The organism is Candidatus Hydrogenedentota bacterium, from assembly GCA_018005585.1.
In the GTDB taxonomy this organism is placed as follows: domain Bacteria; phylum Hydrogenedentota; class Hydrogenedentia; order Hydrogenedentales; family JAGMZX01; genus JAGMZX01.
The window spans coordinates 54,094-74,565 of sequence record JAGMZX010000007.1; the positions used below are offsets into that span (position 1 = coordinate 54,094).

Annotated in this window: 16 protein-coding genes; 14 read left to right on the forward strand and 2 right to left on the reverse strand. The window is 62.3% G+C overall.

What is annotated here, in order from left to right; genetic code table 11:
* Window positions 1–2: 2 nt before the first annotated feature.
* Window positions 3–1,271 carry a glycosyltransferase family 4 protein gene (locus tag KA184_02350; GenBank protein MBP8128393.1) on the reverse strand — a complete coding sequence of 423 codons (1,269 nt, stop codon included), beginning with the start codon at window positions 1,269–1,271 and terminating at the stop codon, window positions 3–5.
* A gap of 195 nt (window positions 1,272–1,466) precedes the next feature.
* Here KA184_02350 and KA184_02355 point away from each other — a divergent pair, with 195 nt between their 5' ends.
* The 10 genes from KA184_02355 to hslU all read left to right on the forward strand — a co-directional run bounded on the left by KA184_02355 (window position 1,467) and on the right by hslU (window position 12,992).
* Window positions 1,467–2,618, forward strand: coding sequence for a terpene cyclase/mutase family protein (locus KA184_02355; protein ID MBP8128394.1), 1,152 nt, complete (start codon window positions 1,467–1,469; stop codon window positions 2,616–2,618).
* Entirely contained in the window at window positions 2,611–3,489 is an 879-nt protein-coding gene (locus KA184_02360; GenBank protein ID MBP8128395.1) for a hypothetical protein, read from the forward strand. The genes KA184_02355 and KA184_02360 overlap by 8 nt, the downstream gene beginning before the upstream one ends.
* Window positions 3,490–3,613: 124 nt before the next feature.
* The gene (locus KA184_02365) at window positions 3,614–6,481 is read left to right on the forward strand and encodes an O-antigen ligase family protein (protein ID MBP8128396.1); all 2,868 of its coding nucleotides are present in this window, start codon (window positions 3,614–3,616) and stop codon (window positions 6,479–6,481) included.
* Window positions 6,478–7,236: a tetratricopeptide repeat protein gene (locus KA184_02370; protein ID MBP8128397.1), complete on the forward strand. Its 759-nt coding sequence runs from the start codon at window positions 6,478–6,480 to the stop codon at window positions 7,234–7,236. Before KA184_02365 ends, KA184_02370 begins: the two co-directional genes overlap by 4 nt.
* Window positions 7,237–7,488: 252 nt before the next feature.
* A complete protein-coding gene (locus tag KA184_02375) occupies window positions 7,489–8,994 on the forward strand; it encodes a S41 family peptidase (protein MBP8128398.1) in 1,506 nt (501 codons plus the stop codon).
* Between the two features lie 19 nt (window positions 8,995–9,013).
* Window positions 9,014–9,724, forward strand: coding sequence for a ribonuclease PH (gene rph, locus KA184_02380; protein MBP8128399.1), 711 nt, complete (start codon window positions 9,014–9,016; stop codon window positions 9,722–9,724).
* A complete protein-coding gene (gene rdgB / locus KA184_02385) occupies window positions 9,717–10,313 on the forward strand; it encodes an RdgB/HAM1 family non-canonical purine NTP pyrophosphatase (protein ID MBP8128400.1) in 597 nt (198 codons plus the stop codon). Before rph ends, rdgB begins: the two co-directional genes overlap by 8 nt.
* On the forward strand, window positions 10,310–10,906 hold the full coding sequence (locus tag KA184_02390) for a threonylcarbamoyl-AMP synthase (protein ID MBP8128401.1): 597 nt from the start codon (window positions 10,310–10,312) through the stop codon (window positions 10,904–10,906). Before rdgB ends, KA184_02390 begins: the two co-directional genes overlap by 4 nt.
* A gap of 150 nt (window positions 10,907–11,056) precedes the next feature.
* Entirely contained in the window at window positions 11,057–11,500 is a 444-nt protein-coding gene (rpiB, locus tag KA184_02395; GenBank protein ID MBP8128402.1) for a ribose 5-phosphate isomerase B, read from the forward strand.
* Between the two features lie 100 nt (window positions 11,501–11,600).
* Window positions 11,601–12,992 carry an ATP-dependent protease ATPase subunit HslU gene (gene hslU, locus KA184_02400; GenBank protein MBP8128403.1) on the forward strand — a complete coding sequence of 464 codons (1,392 nt, stop codon included), beginning with the start codon at window positions 11,601–11,603 and terminating at the stop codon, window positions 12,990–12,992.
* A gap of 47 nt (window positions 12,993–13,039) precedes the next feature.
* On the opposite strand, the gene KA184_02405 is transcribed toward hslU, so the two are convergent.
* Window positions 13,040–14,002 carry an ExsB family transcriptional regulator gene (locus KA184_02405; protein ID MBP8128404.1) on the reverse strand — a complete coding sequence of 321 codons (963 nt, stop codon included), beginning with the start codon at window positions 14,000–14,002 and terminating at the stop codon, window positions 13,040–13,042.
* 210 nt (window positions 14,003–14,212) lie between these two features.
* On the opposite strand from KA184_02405, the gene KA184_02410 reads away from it, so the two are divergent.
* The 4 genes from KA184_02410 to KA184_02425 form a co-directional block, all read left to right on the forward strand.
* Window positions 14,213–15,739 (forward strand): DUF1846 domain-containing protein, encoded by a 1,527-nt coding sequence (locus tag KA184_02410; GenBank protein MBP8128405.1) that lies wholly within the window; start codon window positions 14,213–14,215, stop codon window positions 15,737–15,739.
* 265 nt (window positions 15,740–16,004) lie between these two features.
* A complete protein-coding gene (locus KA184_02415; GenBank protein MBP8128406.1) occupies window positions 16,005–16,418 on the forward strand; it encodes an Rrf2 family transcriptional regulator in 414 nt (137 codons plus the stop codon).
* A 44-nt stretch (window positions 16,419–16,462) separates the two neighbouring features.
* On the forward strand, window positions 16,463–17,332 hold the full coding sequence (locus KA184_02420; GenBank protein MBP8128407.1) for a cytochrome c: 870 nt from the start codon (window positions 16,463–16,465) through the stop codon (window positions 17,330–17,332).
* 9 nt (window positions 17,333–17,341) lie between these two features.
* Window positions 17,342–20,472: nitrate reductase subunit alpha (locus tag KA184_02425; protein MBP8128408.1), on the forward strand; the 3,131-nt coding region annotated here is incomplete at its 3' end.

Here is a 20,472-nt window from a genome sequence, read left to right on the forward strand (position 1 = left end):
GCTTACTTGTTCCTGACGACGCGGTCCAGGCATTCGAGGTAGTTGCCTGCCTTCAGCTTGCGGGTGTAATTGCGGGTCACGTATTCGCGGCCGCTGACGCCGAACCGTGCGCGCAGTTCGGGGTCCTGGGCGAGTCTGAGGATAGCCTCGGCATACGCGTGCTCGTTTTCAGGCTCGACAGAGACACCCGCGCCGGCCTCGTTGAGTATGTCGAGCGCCTGTCCCTCCGCGCCCAGTATGAGAGGCCGCGCACACGCCATGATCTCGAACATCTTCGACGGTATGTTGTAGCGAAAGTAATCCCGTTTTTTGAGGGGGACAAGGCAGATATCGGCGGCGGCGTAGAATTCGGGCATTTTTTCCTTGCTTTGCATGGGGAGGAACTGGACATTCCGCAGCTTTTTCCGGTGCGCCATCTCCATGAGCATTTCTCGCTCGGCGCCTTGACCGGCAAACACGAAACGGATGTTCTCGCGGTCCTGCAGCAGCGCGGCCGTCTCGATAATGGTGCTGAGCCCCTGGGACAACCCGTGCGTGCCGATATACATGACCACGATGTCATCGCCCCAGCCGTAATGGTCGCGCAGGGGTCCCATGCGGTCGCGCGGACAGAAGAAACGCTCGTTAATGCCGTTCGTAACGGTGAAGACCTTCTCGCCGGGGATGCCGCGGCTCACAATCTCCTCGGCGGTGGCCGGGGCCACGGTGACGATGGCCTTGGCGCGGCGGTACAGGAACATTTCGGCCCATTTGAGCAGGCCAATCACAACGGGGTTGCGCACCGCGCCCAGGTCAATGATCTGCTTGGGCCAGAGGTCGCGCACTTCGAATACAAAGGGTCTGCGTTTCAACACGGAAACCACGTATCCGGCAAGCCCGCACAGCAATTGCGGCGAGGTCGCTACGACCACGTCGCAGCGGCCCGACGCAAAGCTTCCGAAGAGCATGGCGGACAACATGAAGGTGCAAAAAGCGATGCTGCGCTTGAAGACGCCCCGGTTCGGCGTGGCGTAGAGCCAGCAGCGCAACACATTGATGCCTTCCATGTTTTCACGGTAGAGAAGCGGGCCGCGATACTTGGGCGGGATGACTCCGTCGGGATGATTCGGCTTGCCGCAGACGACGGTGACATTGTGACCGGCCTTGACCCAATTACGGGCATGTTCGAAAGTACGGGCCGCAGGCGCACCCATTTCAGGCGGAAAATATTGACACAAGAACAGAATGTGCACAGCGTTGTCGCGCCCGGACACGCGCGACGAACTAGCCATATGGCGCGTGTTTATCGGACATCCCTTGTAGTGACACGCAATCTCCGCCCAAACCCGCTTAGACGCCCGCAGCCGCCCGACATTCTAGTGTGGCGTCTCCAAGACTGTCAACAATCCGAGACTTCCTTCAGAATGCGGTCTTGACACCTGTTCCGGTGTATTTCGTAGACTGCCCGGCATGATAACGGTGAAGATGTGAGTGAAGTAAGAGCGCACCCAGACGCCATGTCCCGTTGCAGGACAGCGCAAGCGGGCCGTATCGCGGCTGTGCGCGCGGCCCTGGATTGGCTGTGCGCGTCGCAGGACGCAGCCGGGGCGGGGGGCTCGTGCGCCTATTATGTCCCCTGGTGGGGCTGGTTTCCGCCCTATCCGGAGACAACCGGTTACATCATTCCGACCTTGCTGCGCGCCGCGACCGCGTATGGAAACCCAGACTATGCGGCGCGGGCCCTGCGGATGGGGGAGTGGCTGCTGACGCTGCAAATGCCGGACGGGGCGTTCCCCGGCGGACTATATCGCGCCGGGCGGCCGGGGCGGCCAAGCGTGTTCAATACGGCGCAGATTCTCTTCGGGTTCTGTGCCGCGCATGAACACTCGAAAGACCCGCGCTTTCGGGAGGCGGCGGAAAGTGGCGCGGCGTGGCTGGTACGGGAGCAGGATGACGACGGCCGCTGGCGCAAGCACGCGTATTGTCCGGGGTTCTCGCCGAGTTACTACGCGCATGTCTGCCTGCCGTTGTCCCTTGTCTGGAAGCATTGGGGCGACGAAGACGTGCTGCAATCCGTGGAGCGGGGTCTTGAGGCGGTCTTGTCGGACCGGCTTGAGAACGGCGCGTTCCGCAACTGGGGGTTTCGCCCGGGTACGCCTGCCTTTACGCACACCATCGGTTATACGTTTCAAGGGTTACTGGAATGCGCACGCAACTTGGGCGCCTGGGACCGGTTCGGCGCGCCCGCCGCGGACTCGTGCGCGCGGCTCATGCGGCGTTGCGAGATTGCGGGCCGGATTGCGGGCTCGTACGACGGGAAGTGGGCAGGCGATTTCCGTTTTGCATGCCTCACGGGACATTGCCAACTTGCGTCTGCGTGGCTGCGGGTATACGAACGCGATGGCGACCCGCGATATCTGAACGTCGCGTTGAAGGCGCTCGATGAAGTAATACGGCGGCAGAGGCATTGTCCGAACCGGCCCCATCTGCACGGTGCCATCGCGGGGTCACATCCGTTGCAGGGAAGTTACCTGACGTTCCGGTATCCGAATTGGGCGGCAAAGTTCTTCACGGATGCGATGATGGACCTCGACGCGCACTTGTCCGGATTCGTGACAGGAGGGTTGGGCGATGGGTGAGGGCGTGATTCTGCTCGCGGGCTACCGGCGTTCACCCACGGCTCTGGCGCTGTTGTGGGCGCTGAAGCGACGCGCCCGGGATGTGCCGCCGGTGAAGGCGGTCTTCTGCGTGACTGAGTTTTCGCCGGGGCGGTGGAGACAGTGGCGGCGCCGTTTCGGCCCGGAGTCCTTCGCGCGAATGCGCAGTGCGCTCGGCAGGCGCAGTGCGTCGATCCACGACTCGGAATACGCGATGTATCGAGAACGGCTCCACGAATGGGGCGTGTCTCATCGAAGTCTGCGTTCCCTGTGCCGGGAGTTGGGGGTTCCCTTTCACGTCGTGCGGGGATACGACACGCCCGGGGTGCTGCGGCTGGTGGACCGGTACACGCCCTACGCCGGGTTGTTCACGGGCGGGGGGATTCTCCGCGCCCCGTTCCTGGAACGCTTCCCCGGCGGCGTATTGAACATCCACAGCGCATGGCTGCCGCATATTCGCGGCCTGAATGCCGCTGAATGGAGCCTCTACCACGGCATGCAGCCTGCGGCGACGGTTCACGTGATGGACCGGGGCATCGACACCGGCCCGATCCTCGCGAGGCGGCTCATTGAGGTGGGCCGGGGCGAGCCGCTGGGACGCATCAGGGCCCGCGTGGTGCTGAGAGGACTCGACCTGCTGCTCGAGATCCTGCCCGCGTTCATGCGGGGCGCATTGGCGCAGGAGGCAAACCCGAAGGAGCAAGGGCGGCAGTACTACACGATGGCGCCCGCGTTGCGCGACTTGGTGCAGCATTGGATCGATGCCGGGGTCACGCCGGTGTGTCCGCCCGCAACGGTTGCGCCGGACGACCTGCGCCCCGCGCCGCAACGATGTCATTCTCAAGGGCCTTAGCGGCGAGCATTTCCGATGACGTGCAGCCCGCGCGGGTTTTCGCACGATGCTGCGTGAGGGCTGGACTTGTCTGGGGTCCCAGGAGTTGATATACCACGACGTCATGGAAGACCGGGACTCAATCATGCGCAGGAGCATGCGGGTGGTGTTGATGGGGTTCGTGTTTGTGCTCGTGCTCGCGTTATATCCGTACACGCACAATCCCGCGGGGCCCATCAAGCAGTTGGCGACGGACTGGGCGTTGGCGTTGCTTGGGCCGTTGTGCGTTCTGGATGTGCTGGTTTCAGGGAAGGGGCTGCGCTGGCGGTCGTCGCTGACGTTGCTGCTCGGGGCGTTCCTGCTGGTCAACCTCGTTTCCGCGTTGGCATCGGAGCATCTGGCGCATGGTCTGACGGAGTGGCGGCGCTGGCTGGGGCTTTCGCTGCTGGCGTTGTATGCGGCGCACGCCTGCAGCACCGCAGGCAATGCGCGGCAATTGATGGGGGCGATGGTGCTGGCCGTGGCGGCGTCGAGTGTGTACGGGTTGTACCAGGCTACGGGCTGGCCAGACCCGTTTCCGTGGGGACAGAAGAATGTGGAGGAGTATTTCGGTCTTCCTTCGACATACGCAAACCCGAATTTCGCGGCCCATGCGTTGGTTCTGGGGCTCATTCTGGCCGCAGGGTTATCGCGCCGGCAACCGCTGTATCTCGCGCCGGGGCTGGTCATTGCCGTGCACCTCTATCTGACGGCCGCGCGCGGGGCGCGGGTGGCACTGCTCGCGGCTCTGGTATTGGCTGTGGCTGCGATGTGGATGCGCCGCAGGGAAAACCGACCGCTGCGAGCGGCCTGGAAGACCCTGTTGCTGGCCGGGGCAGTCGTGCTGGCAGGCGCGGGCAGCCTGGTGGTGGCCCATCGCGCCGTTCGACAGACCTACGCGCCAATGGACGGCTCGCTGCTGCTGCGCTACAACGGCTATCTCGGCGCCGCGCGCATGGCGCTGGAACGGCCTGCCCTGGGTTTCGGTCCCGGGCAATATGCGTTGTATAACGCAGGCTATTGGACGAATTACGAGCAGCAATGGTTCGCCACGACCGGCAAGAAGAACATGCACGTGCACAATGATCTGCTGGAAACGGCGATCGACGCGGGCGTGCCGGGCGCGGCGCTGTACATGGCCTTGTTGTTGTGGGGTGTTTTCCTGGGTCTCATGCTGGGCGCACAGAATCAAGCCGCGCGCGACCGTCCCCTGGGACTCGTGAGCGCGGCCTGCGTATGCGCTTTCGCCGTGGATGGCCTGTTCGGTTTCAATGTGCGCGTGCCGGTTTCATCGACGCTGTTGTTCTTGTTGCTGGGCCTGTTGTCTGCGCGAATCCCCGCAGTTGCGCTGAGCCGGGGTGTTTCAATAGCCGCCGCACTGGCCGCGTGCGTGGCGGCGCTGACGTCCGCGGTGTTCGGCACGCAGGCCTTCGCGGCGGAACGGCATTTCCAGACGGCCGAATTTGCGCGCTATGGTTCCGAACAGTATGCAGCGCAAGGAAATGAGCATGCTGCGGCCGCGGTGCGCCAGAAGGCGTATGAAGCCCTGGCGCGGGGGCACGAGCTGGCGCCGTGGGACACCCGGTTCCCGCTGTTCATGGCGCTGCTCGATTTGCGCAAGGGTGACAGCGAGGCCGCGGTCAGAAGGCTGACACCCGTCGTGGCGGCGGAACCGGAGAACGTACAGGCCCTGGTGCGTCTGGCGCGTGTGCAGGTCGCTCTTGCGGCGAGCGGGACAAAGCATGCGACCTCCATGATGGACAACGCCGTCGCGCAGTTGGACCGCCTCGAGCGGCTCTGTCCCTGCCTGCCGGAATTGTGGGAGTTGCGGGGGGCGCTCGCGGCAATGAAAGCGCAAGCCGCGGCAGACGCGGGCCGCGACGCACAGGAAGTGTGGCGGGCCGCCGCCGAGTGTTTCGACAAGGCATTGGTCTATGGTGCGCGTGACCGCGCGGGACTGCAGGAACGGCTCGCACTGGCTCACGCCCATGCGGGAAACGTCGACGAGGCGGACCGGGTGTTCCGCCAAGCGGCGGAGTTGAAGCCGGAGGATACGCGATTCTGGCGCGTTTACCATGGGTTTGCGAGCGAGCACAGCCGTCTCGGGCCCTTTCTGGACGCGCTGCACCGCGCGGTGGACCGGCTGGGCCGCCGGGAGCCGCCGCCGGCGGCCGCGCTGTCGGAGATTGCGTGGCATCTGGCCGTAGTCTATCGCGAAAAAGGTGAGCCGGAACTCGCGCGGCGGACGCTTATGCAGGCCATCTCGCGCGACCCCGGAAGCCTGGCGCTGTGGGGAGAACTGAGCATCGTGACCGCGCCCGAGTCTCGTGGCGCCGCCTTGGCGGAACTTGCCTCCACCTCGATTCAGCGGCTCGAACAGGAACACCGCGCCGTGCCAGAAGCGCTGCGGCTTGTCGCGGCGCTGACCAGTCCGAATGCGGAACAATTGCTGCGCGGGGCGGAGAAACTGGCGGGGTTGGCGCGCACCGCCGCGCTGGTGGAAGAGAAAGACGCGGTCCGCCGTACGCTCAGCTGGATCGGAGACGTCTATATCGACGCTCTGAAGGCCGCGCCGCTGGCGCAGCCGGAGCAGGCGCAGTTTCTGGCGTGGCTGGGCGAGGTATTTGTCCGCAGCGAACGTTGGGATGCGGCGGACGAGGTTTTCTTAGCGGCGATTGGAGCCCTTCCGGAAAGCAGGCGCGGCGTGGCGCTTGCGTATTACTCGGAAGCGCTGGCGCATCTCGGCCGCAAGGACCAGGCCCTGGCGCTGGCGCAGGAAGCGGCAGCGAGCGCTGGGGACCAGATCCTTGTGCGGCAAATGCTCGCCCGGCGCCTCGCGGAGTCGGGCCGTGCGGCGGAAGCGCGGTTCGAATACCGGGCGCTGCTGCAGAGAGTGGCGCAGAGTTCCACGTTGCACGCGGAACTGGAAGCGGAGCTTGCCGCGATGGAACAGGAGCCAGGAGATACTCCGTGAGCGATGAGACCATGCCGGAACAGGGGCTGATGCGCGCCGTGGCCGTGGTTACGTTCGCGGGAATGGCAGTTTTTCTGTCCGGGACGTGGTTGTATGCGAGATTCGGCGGTTCTGTCGTGGACGCGTTCGATGAAGAGCTGGGCGAGGTACTCATGGAGCGCGGCATGCGCTTCGAGGAAGCGGGCTCCTTGGAGAACGCGAAAGCTGTGTATGCCGAGGCGCTGAACTGTCCATTTCAAGGGCCGCAGAACCGTGCCGATACGCAGAAACGCCTGGGCGTGCTGTATTGGCAGGCCGGGGACCTGGACGCGGCCGTGCGCTGCCTGCAACCTGCCGCGGAGGCCGAACCGCCGCCGGTCTCGGTCTTCGAACCGTTGTGTGACTGCCTTCTGTCGCTGGGACGGCTGGCGGAAGCGCAAGAAGTGGTGTTTCGCTGGATGGAACGGGCCGGGGAACTCCGGCTTCCCGCGGAGAAGGGAAAGGCCAAATACTACGAGGGCAAGATCGCGCTGGCCGAGGGCGATCGACAGCGTGCGGAAACCGCTTTTCTGGAAGGGCTGCGCGAACTGCCCGGCGGACGCAATGCCTCCGAATTGGGGCAGATGTATTACGAGCAGGGCCGGCACGCGGAGGCGTTGCCGCAAATTGACGCCTATCTGCTGACAGGAACAGGCGAGCGGGCGGAGTATTTCCGCTGGCTGCGCGGGCACATCCTGAAACTCCTGCAGGAAAAAGAAACAGGCACGATGCCATAGCGCTTCTGCCTGTCATTCCGTAAATCCTTGATTCAGAAACCATTACCGCGCAGACCGGGTGTGCGCGCCTTCGCGTGGGAGACCGTCAGCGGCGCGCATTCGTGAAACAGCGGAAGCGCCCGTCTGCTGTCAACGGCTGGCGGGCGCCAAGGCTTGGCGGTTCGCAATCATTTCCAGACTTTTGTTACACTGCCCCTATCTGAAGGCAGAATGCGCGCGGACGGATTCGGGCGCTTACGCGCGGAGACAAGCATGCGTACACGGAACACCAAACTTGAGTTTTTGACCCTGCTTACTTTCCTGGTTTCGCTGGTGTTGCTCTTGGGCAACGGCTTTGTGGCAAGAATCAGCGCGGAGACCGAGGAAGTCGATGTTTATCGCGAAATCGAGCCCATTGGCCTGGTGCTGGATACGATTCAAGACCAGTATGTCCACGAGGTGGATATTCGCGAAGTGGTTGAAGGCGCCTTGTACGGAATGATGGGATCGCTGGACGAGCATAGCTCTTTCCTGTCGGCGGAAGACCTCGAAATCATGCAGGAGGACACCCAGGGCGAGTTCGAGGGCATTGGCGTCTCGATCAAGCTGGATGACCAGGAGCGGATCATGGTTTTCCAGCCGATTCCGAATTCGCCTGCCGCCGACGCGGGCATCCGTCCTTTCGACATCATTGCCAAAATCGACGGGGTGCCGACCATCGGAATGACTCTTAGCGACGCCGCGGACCGTATCCGCGGACCGCGCGGCACGACCGTGCGTTTGACTCTGCTGAGGCTGAAGGAAGGCGAAGAAGAGCCGGAGGTGATTGAGACCGACGTAAAGCGGGAGAAGGTGCCACTGGCGAGCCTGAAGGAATCCCGCCTGCTTGAGAACGGTATCGGCTACATTCGTATCAGCGATTTCAAGCAGAATACGGCGCAGGACCTGAAAAAGAAGCTTCGGGAGTTTCTTAAAGAGGGCATGAAGGGTTTTGTCCTGGATTTGCGCTGGAATCCGGGCGGCTTGTTGACGGCTTCCAAGGATGTGTGCGAACTTTTCCTCCCGCGCGGCACGCTGGTTACGTACACGAAAGGCCGGGAACTCGCGGGACGGCGGAACCCGGATGACCTTGAACTGTACACGGGGGGAAACCCGGTGCTGCCGGAAGGGTTCCCGGTCATCGTACTGGTGAATGAGCAGACCGCAAGTTCGTCGGAGATCGTAACGGGCGCGCTGCAATTCTACGAACGTGCGATTATTCTGGGTGAGAAGACGTTCGGCAAGGGCAGCGTACAGACGATCATCCCGCTTCCTCACCCGGAAAACACGGCGCTTCGTTTGACGACGGCGCTCTATTACACGCCGGGCGACGTCACGATCGACAAGAACGGCATATTGCCGGATATCGAAGTACTCATGGATTGGGACCAGGAGCGGGCGCTGGGCAAGCAACTGTACGAGTCCTTCGAGAACGACCCCTCCATGACGGACCGTCAGAATCACGGCGCGGTGACGGGCAACGCGCCCGCCGAAGGTTCCGTGGAGGACACGCAGTTGCAGCGGGCGGTGGAAGTCCTGCTGGAAAGCGCGGTCTGGGGAGACCTGATTCAAAAATATCATCGCGACGTCCATATCACGCAAGTGGCGGCGGACGAGGCTGCCGCGGACGAGGAAAAGAAAGACGAGGCCGCGGCGGCGCCGGAATCCTCCCCGGAACCCCCGGAAGCTGTGCCAAGTGACGATGCGGCCCCGGCGGAACAGCCGGTCACCACGCCGTAGGCGGCATCACGGAGGCTCTATGCGTGCAGACGGACGTGCCCCGGATGCGTTGCGTCCCGTGTCTATTGAGCGCGGGTTCATCAAGTCTTCTGCGGGTTCCGTATTGATTGGGTTCGGCAACACGCGCGTGATTTGCACGGCCAATTTTGTGGAGCGGGTACCGTCATTCCTGAAAGACACGGGGCGAGGCTGGCTGACGGCGGAATACAGCATGTTGCCCGGTTCCACGCCCGAGCGGACGGAGCGGCGCAAGTCGACGGAGGGGCGCGCCCAGGAGATCAGCCGGCTCATAGGCAGGTCCCTGCGCGCCGTGGTCGACCTCAAAGCTGTCGGTCCTTGTCAAATCAACGTGGATTGCGACGTCATCCAGGCGGATGGCGGTACGCGGACCGCGTCGGTCACGGGCGGGTACATCGCGGTATATGAAGCGTTGCGCGCGGCGGTGGCCAAGGGTAATCTGGCGCGCGTGCCGGTTTCTGGGGTCTGCGCGGCCATCAGCGTAGGCGTGGTCAAAGGTGAAGTCCTGCTCGACTTGAACTACGAGGAGGATTTCAAGGCGTCAGTGGACATGAATGTGGTCATGGACGGCGCAGGGCAGTTCATCGAGGTGCAGGGCAACGCGGAGGGCGCCTCATTTCCGCGAGCGGTGCTGGAGCAGATGCTTGACCGCGCCGGGAAGGGCGTGCGGGAACTCATCGCGTTGCAGGAGAGGGCGCTGGAACTTGCCTGAACCGCTGGTCATTGGGTCGGCCAACCGGAAGAAGGCCCGGGAACTGGCTGAGATATTGTACGGGCTGCCGTGGGATATCAAAACGCTCGCCGATTTTCCTCCCGTAGCAGCACCGGCCGAGGATGCGCCGACGTTCGAGGAAAACGCGCTGGCAAAGGCGCAATACTACAGCGAACGGCTGGCGCTCGCCTGCGTGGCGGATGACTCTGGGCTGATGGTGGATGCGCTGGACGGCGCGCCGGGGGTGTACTCAGCGCGCTATGCCGGTCCGGAGTGCCGGGACGAAAAGAATGTCGCGAAGTTGCTGGATGCGCTGGGAGACACGCCTTGGCATGAACGCACGGCACGGTTTGTCTGCTGCGCGACACTGGTCATTCCGGGCCGCAAGCCCTACCTCGCGGTGGGAACGGTCGATGGCCACATCGCCGCCGCACCATGCGGCCGGAATGGCTTTGGCTATGATCCCGTTTTCGTGCCGGACGGGCATGACCGCACCTTCGCTGAGATGTCCGTGGAGGAGAAACACGCGATGAGCCACCGGGGCCGGGCGTTTCGCGATGTCCGTGGTTACCTGGAGTCCCTGCGGTGAAGACGGTTCCGGCGACGCCTGACGGCTTGGACGAGGCCGTGGCCGTGCTGCGGGCGGGCGGTGTGGTTGCCTATCCCACCGAAACGGTATACGGGCTTGCCGTGGACCCCTTTTCGGAGGCGGCGCTGAACCGCCTCTTCGAAGTGAAGCGGCGAGACGCCGGCAAGCCGGTTGTTCTGATTATTGGCGAACTGGGACACCTCGAACGCGTGGCCGGGTGCGTCCCCAATCAGGCACGGGTCTATATGGACGTGTTCTGGCCCGGGCCTTTGACACTGCTGTTTCCAAAATCCGCGGCGCTCCCGTCCCGGGTGACGGCAGGCGGCGACAAAGTGGCGGTGCGCCTGCCGTCTAATGCGACGGCGCAGGCATTGTGCCGCGTCTTTGGCGGCGCGTTGACTTCGACCTCGGCGAATGCGTCCGGGCAGACGCCTGCCCGCCGCGTCGCAACGCTTGACCTCGCCGGCATCGCGTTGGCCATAGATGGCGGGTTGCTCCCGGAGAGCCTGCCTTCGACGCTTTTCGATCCGGTCACCAACGAACTGCTGCGAGCGGGGGCGGTGCCGGAGTCCGAGTTGCGGAACGCGGGTTGACCGCGCAGGCGCTTGTGAACCGGCGCCGCGAATTCCTACAATGACCGTGATGGGCGATCAGGTTGCAGCACATCACTCTGCGTGTTGCTGAACTGCCGCCTGCTCTCTCACTGTGGAGAGACAAGCCAAGGGCCGCTGGGAGTTATTGAAATGAGAATAGCATTCGGTTGCGATCACAGCGGTTACGAAGGACCGCCGCCGGCGTACAAGGAAGCGTTGGTGCAATATGTGCGGGAACTGGGCCACTCAGTCATAGATTGCGGCACGTTCGGCGCGGAATCGGTCGATTACCCTGATTACGCCAACGCTGTGTGCGACGTGATCCTCGGCGGCCGCGCAGACGAAGGCATTCTGCTGTGCGGTACAGGGATTGGCGTGAGCATGGCCGCGAACCGCCACAAAGGGATTCGTGCCGCGGCCTGCACGAACGAGCAGATGGTGAGGATGGCGCGGGAACACAACAACGCGAACGTGCTATGCCTGGGGCGGCGCGTACTGCCGCTGGAGGAATGCAAGCGGCTGATCGAGGTCTGGTTCCAGGAGCGATTCCAAGGGGGGGAACGGCATCTGAGGCGGATCGCGAAGATGGGTTGATGACACGAACCGGCCTGAGACCGGCAGAGGCATTGCGTCCGAGAGCGTGCCGGTTTTGTCTCCCCGGCGTGGGTCGCCGCGGAGCAGGAGAATAAGAGGCATGAGCACACTAACACCCCGGCAGATTGTCGAGGAACTCGACAAATACATCATCGGCCAGCGCGAAGCGAAGGTAAAAGTGGCCATTGCGCTGCGCAACCGCTGGCGCCGCCGTCAATTGTCGGCGGACCTGCGCGATGAAGTTGCGCCGAAGAACATCATCATGATTGGCCCGACCGGCGTGGGCAAGACGGAAATCGCACGGCGGCTGTCGAAGCTCGCCGACGCGCCGTTTGTCAAGGTAGAGGCCTCCAAATTCACCGAGGTGGGCTATGTCGGCCGCGATTGCGAGTCCATGATCCGCGAACTGACGGAAGTGGGCGTGAATCTGGTCCGGGAGGAGATGCAGCGGGATGTGGAGGAACTCGCCAAGCGCAACGCGGAACGGCGCCTGCTTGATTTCCTGCTGCCGCGGCACAGGACGGGGCTGGAGAAGGGGTACCGTCCGCGCGATCCGGGCGCGGGCGACGAGGGTCAGGCCCCCGCGGCGGTCATGGACGACGCGGAAGCGAAGACGCGCGAAATGCTGCTGCGCAAGTTGCGCGCGGGCGAACTGGAAGACCGGGAAATCGAGATCGACACTCGCGAAACCGGCGGTATGCCGATGATGCAGGTGTTCTCGAACGCCGGCATGGAGGAGATGGGCCTGAATCTTCAGGAAATCTTTGGGAAAATAGCGCCGCAGCGAACCAAACGGCGCAAGGTGTCCATCCAGGAGGCGCGCCGGCTTATCGAGCACGAGGAAGTGCAGGACCTCATCGACATGGATGTTGTCGTACGCAAGGCGATCGACCGTGTCGAGAACGGCGGGATCGTTTTTCTGGATGAAATCGACAAGGTCGCGAGCCGGGGCGGTCCGGCGCACGGGCCGGACGTCTCGCGGGAAGGCGTCCAGCGCGACATCCTGCCCATTGTGGAGGGCAGCACGGTTATCACGAAGTACGGGCCGGTGCGCACGGACCACATCCTGTTTATCGCGGCGGGCGCGTTTCACATGACAAAGGTGTCCGACCTGATACCCGAACTGCAGGGCCGTTTCCCGATCCGGGTCGAACTGGAAAGCCTCGGGGCAGCGGAATTCGGGCGTATCCTGCGTGAGCCGCGCAATTCACTGATCAAGCAATACACGGCATTACTCGAGACAGAGGGGGTGCGGCTGGTTTTTGAAGAAGCGGCCATCGACCTGATCGCGGAAATGGCGCAGCGGGTGAACGAGGCCACGGAGAACATCGGGGCGCGGCGGTTGCACACCGTCATGGAATACCTGCTGGAACAGATCTCTTTCGAGGCGCCCGAGCGCGACGGGTGCGAATTCCGAATCGACGCGGCGTGCGTGCGCGAACGCCTCGAGGGCATCGCGGAAAGCGAAGACCTCAGCCGCTATGTACTGTAGCGCAGGCGCAGCCGGCGCCGCAGGCGCGAAGTGCTGGCCCGGGGTGCTCACACCGCTTCAATGGTTGACGGCGGTTTCGCGGCGATGTTGTACGTCACGCTGACGACGCCCGGCACTTGTGAAGTAATCTCGCGCGCAAGCTCTTCGAGCACGTCGAAGGAAAGCCGCGCTGGGGAGGCCGTCCGCGCATCCACGCTGTTCCAGCAGCGCACCTCAATCTGGTGTCCGAATTCGCGCTTGCCGTCGCGCATGCCGGTGACCCGGTCCTCGTGCAGGATCGCCAGGTACTGGAATGTGCCGCTGTTCTTGAGCAGGCGTTCGACGACCGCGGTTGCCTGCCGTACGGTCGCGATGCGCTCCGGATTTACCTCGCCGATTACGCGCGCGGCCAGCGCCGGGCCGGGGAACGGGATGCGGTCGAACAGTTCAGGGGGCAGGCCGAGGGCCTGGCCCAGTTTACGGACGCCGTCCTTGCGCAATTGAATGAGGGGCTCGATGATGCGGTAGCCGAACGCCCGCTCCGGGTCGATGCCAAGCTGCGCGAAGACGTTGTGTTGGCGCTTGATCCCGGCGACGGTTTCATCGACATCAGTCAGGATGGTCCCTTGCAGGAGGCATTTTGCGCCGCTTTCCCGCACGATTTTGCCGAAGACCTTCTTGTAGAATGTCTGCGTGATGGCTTCCCGCTTTTCCTCGGGGTCGGTGACGCCTTTCAGCGCTCCGAAAAAGTCGTTGCGCGCGTCGACCACTTCCACGTGAACGCCCAGGTCCCGGAACCAGCCCGCTACCTGCTGGGATTCGCCCTCGCGCATGATGCCGTTCTCGATGAACACCGTCCGTAGGCGATCTCCCAGTGCCCGGTGACCGAGCATTGTGACGGTCGACGAATCGACGCCCCCTGACAAGGCATTAATGGCGATAGTGTCTCCGGCAGCGGCGCAGATCTCCTCTATTTTTTGGCCGATGAACAGTTCCGTGTTCAGATTCTGGGCGGTAATCTCCTGAATCATGGCGTTTCTTCCTTTTCTTGGCTCCCCGGTTCTGGAATCTTGGCATGACTTTGCGCGCGATGGTAACAGATGTTCGCGTCAGACTCGAATGCGTCCTGTAATTTAGAATAGATAGCTCAGGTATTTAAAAAAACAGTACGGGGGCATTGACTGCCCGATGAGGATCGCTTTAGACTCGCGCCCGTCCAACCGTAAGGAGGCGGGAATCAGATGACGACGGGGCAGAAAGCCGCATTCGACGTCGAAAAGTATCTTGAGGAACAGACCGCGGAAATCCTGAGACGAATCCAGCGGTTCGACAACAAACTTTACCTGGAATTTGGCGGGAAGCTGATCTTCGATTATCACGCCGCGCGTGTGTTGCCGGGCTTTGACCCCAACGTCAAGATGCGCTTGCTGCAGAAGATTCGGGACAGCATCGAGATCATCCTGTGCATTTACGCGGGCGATATTGACCGCAAGAAGATCCGGGCGGATTTTGGCATCACCTACGACGTGGACGTGCTCAAACTGATCGATGACCTGCGGCGGGACTGGGGGCTGGAAATCACGGCTGTCGTAATCACGCGGTATGAGGACCAGCCTTCGGCGCTGCTGTTCAAGAACAAGCTCGAACGGCGGGGATTGAAGGTCTACACCCATCGTGCGACGAAGGGGTACCCTACAGACGTGGACCTTATTGTCAGCGGGGAAGGGTACGGGCGCAACACGTACATTGAAACGACGCATCCGCTCGTGGTGGTGACGGGACCCGGTCCCGGCAGCGGCAAGCTGGGCACGTGCCTTTCGCAGCTCTATCACGAATACGAGCGGGGCGTGCGGGCCGGATACGCCAAGTTCGAGACATTCCCCATCTGGAACCTGCCGCTGAAACATCCGGTGAACGTGGCGTACGAGGCGGCTACGGCGGACCTGAAGGATGTGAACGTCATCGACCCGTTCCATCTCGAGGCGTATGGCGAAACCTCGGTCAACTATAACCGGGATGTTGAGGCGTTTCCGTTGCTGAGGCGGATTCTGGGAAAGATCACAGGCGAGAAACCGTTCTATCGTTCGCCGACCGACATGGGGGTGAACCGGGTGGGATTCGGCATAGTGGATGAGGATGCCGTGGCCGAAGCCGCGAAGCAGGAAGTAATCCGGCGCGTGCTGCGCTACCGGTGCGAATACATGATGGGCCTTGTGGACCGGGAGACGGTGGAGCGGGTTGAACTCATCATGAACGAACTGGGTGCGCAGGTGGAGGACCGGCGGGTGGTCCGGCCGGCGCGGGAGGCGGCGGAACGGGGGCAACGGAACCATAAAGGCCACGAAGGCGTCTACTGCGGCACGGCCATCGAACTCAAGGACGGCACCATTATCACGGGCAATAATTCGCCGCTGATGCATGCCGCGACCAGCGCCGTACTCAACGCGATCAAGTATCTCGCCGGCATTCCTGACAAGATCCACCTGATTTCGCCCGGGATTCTCGAGGCTATTGGCGACATGAAGCGCGACATGAGGGACGGCAAGAGCATCAGCCTCGACCTGGAAGAGGCGTTGATTGCCGTGGGAGCATCGATCCCGTTGAACAGCGCGACGAAACTGGCGATTGAACAGCTGAAGAACCTTCAGGGGTGTGACATGCACATGACGCATATCCCGACTCCGGGGGATGAGGCGGGGCTGCGGACCCTCGGCGTCAATCTCACCAGCGATTCGCTGTTTTCAACGGAGAGCCTGTACATTACCTGACGGGCCGCGGAAGGCTGGTCTGGTTCCGTTATTGCCCGGCTTGGGGAGCCTGTGGACTTCCGGGTGGCTTCTATTCGCCTCTGCGTGGAAGCGTAGGGGCAGGAATCAGACACATCGGCAAGGGGCATACAGGGGCGGCAGTCAGCGGAAGGAAGCTCCAGATTTCGCGATTTTCCCACGACGCGCAACGGTAGGCGAAAGCCGGAAAAGAGATCTTGACAAAAAGGTCCGAAATACGGTAGAGTTCTGGACAAAGAGGTCCAAAATGATTTCCACGACATCGGAATATGCGCTGCGGGCCCTGATTGAACTGGCCCATCTGGAAGACGGCCAAATCGTGGCCGGCAAGGCGCTTTCCGACGCCGCGGGGATACCAGCGCAGTATCTCTCGAAGATTCTGGCCTCCCTGGGACGGGCGGGAATCATCGACGCGACGCGGGGTTTGCGCGGCGGATACGGTCTGGCGAAACCGGCAAAGGAAATTCTGCTTATCGACGTCATTGAGGTATTTGAGGGCGTGCGCTCCCGTCCCGCTTGCATCCTGGACAAGAACCGCCAGTGTGACAACAGCAATCCGTGTCCGGCGCATGACCGCTTCCAGAGGGCACGGCAGAGTTACTTGAAGTTTCTCGAAGAAACCTCGATAGCGGCTATTGCGAAGCGGAGGACAACCCATTGAAGGCGCAGGATTCAGGGCTCAGAATTCAGGACTTGGGGCGTCGAATGCGGGGGAGAAGCACCGCATGCGCGGCCTCGAAGAGCCAGGCACGCCTTCTGGCGTGCTTGGGGTTACTGGCGGCTCTGCTGACTGCGGCCGCGGGCGGTCAGGAGACGGCGGCGTTCTTCAAAGCGAACTGCGCGAGTTGTCACACGGTCGGCGGCGGGCGGCTGACCGGCCCGGACCTGAAAGACGTCACGCAGCGGAAGGACCGTGAGTGGTTGCGGAGCTTTGTCCTGAATCCTCAGGCCAAGATCAACTCGGGCGACCCATACGCGCTGCAACTCCTGAATGACGCACGCGGCGTGGTCATGCCGCAGGTTGCCGGGCTTACGCCGGAGCGCGTGGATTTTCTCCTGGACTTGCTCGAAGCAGAATCCGCTCTTCCGGAGTCGCAGTTCAAGGGGCAACAGGTCTCGACGGCGGCGTTCACGCCTGCGGACATTTCGCGCGGCCTCGATATCTTTACCGGCCGGCAGCGGTTGGCGGGGGGCGGACCCATGTGCATTTCCTGCCACACGCTGCCCGGGACCGGCGGGCTTGGCGGCGGTTTCATAGGGCCTGACCTGACTCTGGTTTACGAACGGCTGCAAGGGCGCGCGGCGCTGAGCGCGTGGCTTCAGTCCCCTGCGACGCCCACGATGCAATCGGTACTGCGCGCCGCGCCACTGCAACCCGACGAGATACAGGCTCTGGTGGGGCTGTTCGAGGACCGCGCAAAACAAGGCGCGCCCGTGCAGGCGGGCGTGACGCAATTGACGTTTTCGCTCTTGGGGCTCGGGTTGGCCGCCTTGATGCTGGTGCTGTTTGACGTGTTCTGGAAGGGGCGTTTCCGTTCGGTACGGCGGGCCCTGGTGGAAGCATCGAAACTGTGAGGCGCTCTCATGAAAGTACGCAACGCGATACATTGGATAAAAGACGAATGCGACCCGAAGCTGCGCGGCTGGGAAGAGTTTTACCGGAACCGCTGGCAGCACGACAAGGTCGTGCGCAGCACGCATGGCGTGAACTGCACCGGCGGGTGCAGCTGGGCGATCTACGTAAAAGAGGGCATAGTCACGTGGGAAATGCAGCAGCTCGACTACCCCGAATTGCAGGCCGGCATACCGCCGTATGAACCTCGCGGCTGCCAGCGCGGCATCTCGTATTCGTGGTATCTCTACAGCCCGCTGCGCGTGAAATATCCGTACATTCGGGGCGCCCTGCTCGACCTCTGGCGCACGGCCCGGGCGGAATTCGAGGACCCGGTCGATGCGTGGACCTCGCTCGTCGAGAACCCGGCGGCACGGTCGCGCTGGCAGGTTGCCCGTGGCAAAGGCGGGTTCCGCCGCACGACGTGGGACACGGTCCTTGAGATTATGGCGGCGGCGAACATCCACACGATCAAGAAGCACGGGCCGGATCGCATAGCGGGCTTTTCGCCAATTCCGGCGATGTCGATGATCAGCTACGCCGCCGGCGCGCGGCTCATGCAGTTGATGGGGGGCATCTCGTTATCCTTCTACGACTGGTATTGCGACCTGCCCTGTGCATCCCCGGAAACCTGGGGCGAGCAGACAGACGTGCACGAGTCGGCGGACTGGTACAACGCGAAGTTGCTCGCCGTTATGGGCTCGAATTTAAACATGACACGCACGCCCGACTGTCATTTTGCCGCTGAATCGCGCCACAACGGAACCAAAATGTGGGTGTTCGCGCCGGATTTCAACCAGGTGGCCAAATACGCGGACGAGTGGGTTTCGTTGAACGCGGGACAGGACGGCGCGTGGTGGATGGCCGTAAACCATGTCATTCTCAAAGAATTCCACCAGGAGCGGCAGACCCCCTATTTCATCGACTATACGAAGCGTTATACGGACGCGCCGTTGCTCGTTGAGTTGCACCCGACGGAGGAGGCGGACGTGTACCGGCCCGGCCAGTTGTTGCGGGCGAACCGCCTCAGCGGGTACGCGGGCGTCGAGAACGGCGACTGGAAGTTCCTCATGTGGGATGAAACGGAGAACCGGCCCAAAATGCCTATGGGAACGGCTGGTTTCCGCTGGGGGGAAGAAAAAGGCAAGTGGAACCTGAAACTCGAAGACGGGCAGGACGGCAGCGTTATCGCGCCCGCCCTGACCTTCCTTGATTCGCCGGACATAACCGTGCTGGCGCAATTCGACGACTTCAGCGCCGGTGACGAAGTCACGCGCGGCGTGCCGGTGAAGCGTATCGAGACGGCTTCGGGACAGGAAGTGCTCGTCACGACCGTGTATGACCTGCTGATGGCCCAGTATGGCGTGGCGCGCGGTCTCAAAGGCGAGTACCCGCGAAGCTACGATGACGAAGCGCCCTACACTCCTGCATGGTCTGAGAAATACACGGGGATGAGCCGTGACATGGTCATTCGCTTTGCGCGCGAGTGGGCGACGACCGCGGAACTGACCAAGGGCAAGTGCACAATCATCATTGGCGCCGGCATCAATCATTGGTATCACGGCAACCTCATGTACCGCGCCGGGATCAACGCGCTCATGTTCTGCGGCTGCGTCGGCGTGAATGGCGGTGGCCTCGCGCACTACGTCGGCCAGGAGAAGCTGGCGCCGGGCGAATCATGGGCAAGCATCGCGCTGGCGAAGGACTGGTATCCGCCGTCCCGCGTGCAGAATGCGCCCAGTTGGCATTACGTACACACGGACCAGTGGCGCTACGAGCGGTCATTTACGGATTACCACACCGTGCCGCGGCATCAGCCGCCGGATTCGCTCGCGACGGGACACACGATGGACGTGCAGGTGCGCGCCGTGCAGTCGGGCTGGCTGCCTTTCTACCCGCAATTCAACAAGAATCCCATTGCGTTAGTGAAAGAAGCGCGCGCGGCGGGGGCGGACACGGAAGAAAAGGTCATTCAGCATGTCATTGGCGAATTGAAGTCGGGCGCACTCCGCTTTTCCGTTGAAGACCCCGATGCGGCTGAGAACTGGCCGCGCGTCTGGTACATCTGGCGCGGGAACGCGCTCATGGCGAGTTCGAAAGGCCACGAGTATTTCCTCAAGCATTACCTGGGCACACATACGAACGCGATCGCCGAGGACATGGCGGAAGGGTCCGTCAATGAGGTCGTTTGGCATAAGGACGCGCCGAAGGGGAAGATGGACCTCGTCGTCGATCTCAATTTCCGCATGGACACGTCTGCACTCTATTCGGACATCGTGTTGCCCGCGGCGACCTGGTACGAAAAAGCGGACCTGAACTCGACCGACATGCACAGCTTTATACATCCTCTGTCGGCCGCGGTGCCGCCGTGCTGGGAATCGAAAAGCGACTGGCAGATCTTTCAGGCAATTGCGAAGAAATTCTCGGAACTGGCGGAGAGGCATTTCCCGGAACCGGTACCGGACCTCGTGGCGACGCCGCTTTCGCACGACAGCGCCGCTGAGATCGCGCAGCCGGACCTCAAACACTGGAAGACCGGCGAAGTAGAGGCCACTCCCGGCAAGACCATGCCCGACTTGAAGGTCGTTTCGCGCGATTACAGGAGTTTGTACCGGCAGTATATCGCCTTCGGGCCGATGGCGTGGAAGAACGGGCTTGGTGCACACGGAACACACTACGCCATCGATGATTTCTACGAGGAAGCGCTTGAGAGACTGCCCAGCGTCCAATATGGCGACCAGAGACTGCTTTCATTGAAGGGCGACGAGGACGTCTGCAACATTATCCTCGAATTCGCCACTGTCACGAACGGGGAACTTTCCTACCGTTCGTACAAGAACATGGAAGAGAAAGTCGGCCTGCCGCTGACGCACCTGGCCGAAAAATCCCGGTCATTCCGGGTGAATTACAAGGGTCTGCAAACCCGGCCGCACCGATTTGTTAACAGCCCGATGTGGTCCGGGCTCATCGAAGACCGGCGGCCCTATTCGCCGTTCACGTATAACGTCGAGGCGCTGGTGCCGTGGCGCACGCTTACCGGCCGTCAGCATTACTATCTCGATCACCCGTTGTACCTGCAATACGGCGAGCACCTGCCGACGTA

Excerpts from the sequence above, each read along its gene's own strand:
- KA184_02350 (MBP8128393.1), bottom strand. The coding sequence starts at position 1,271 with ATGGCTAGTTCGTCGCGCGTGTCCGGGCGCGACAACGCTGTGCACATT.
- KA184_02360 (MBP8128395.1), top strand. The coding sequence starts at position 2,611 with ATGGGTGAGGGCGTGATTCTGCTCGCGGGCTACCGGCGTTCACCCACG.
- KA184_02365 (MBP8128396.1), top strand. The coding sequence starts at position 3,614 with ATGCGCAGGAGCATGCGGGTGGTGTTGATGGGGTTCGTGTTTGTGCTC.
- KA184_02375 (MBP8128398.1), top strand. The coding sequence starts at position 7,489 with ATGCGTACACGGAACACCAAACTTGAGTTTTTGACCCTGCTTACTTTC.
- rph (MBP8128399.1), top strand. The coding sequence starts at position 9,014 with ATGCGTGCAGACGGACGTGCCCCGGATGCGTTGCGTCCCGTGTCTATT.
- rpiB (MBP8128402.1), top strand. The coding sequence starts at position 11,057 with ATGAGAATAGCATTCGGTTGCGATCACAGCGGTTACGAAGGACCGCCG.
- hslU (MBP8128403.1), top strand. The coding sequence starts at position 11,601 with ATGAGCACACTAACACCCCGGCAGATTGTCGAGGAACTCGACAAATAC.
- KA184_02405 (MBP8128404.1), bottom strand. The coding sequence starts at position 14,002 with ATGATTCAGGAGATTACCGCCCAGAATCTGAACACGGAACTGTTCATC.
- KA184_02410 (MBP8128405.1), top strand. The coding sequence starts at position 14,213 with ATGACGACGGGGCAGAAAGCCGCATTCGACGTCGAAAAGTATCTTGAG.
- KA184_02415 (MBP8128406.1), top strand. The coding sequence starts at position 16,005 with ATGATTTCCACGACATCGGAATATGCGCTGCGGGCCCTGATTGAACTG.
- KA184_02420 (MBP8128407.1), top strand. The coding sequence starts at position 16,463 with ATGCGGGGGAGAAGCACCGCATGCGCGGCCTCGAAGAGCCAGGCACGC.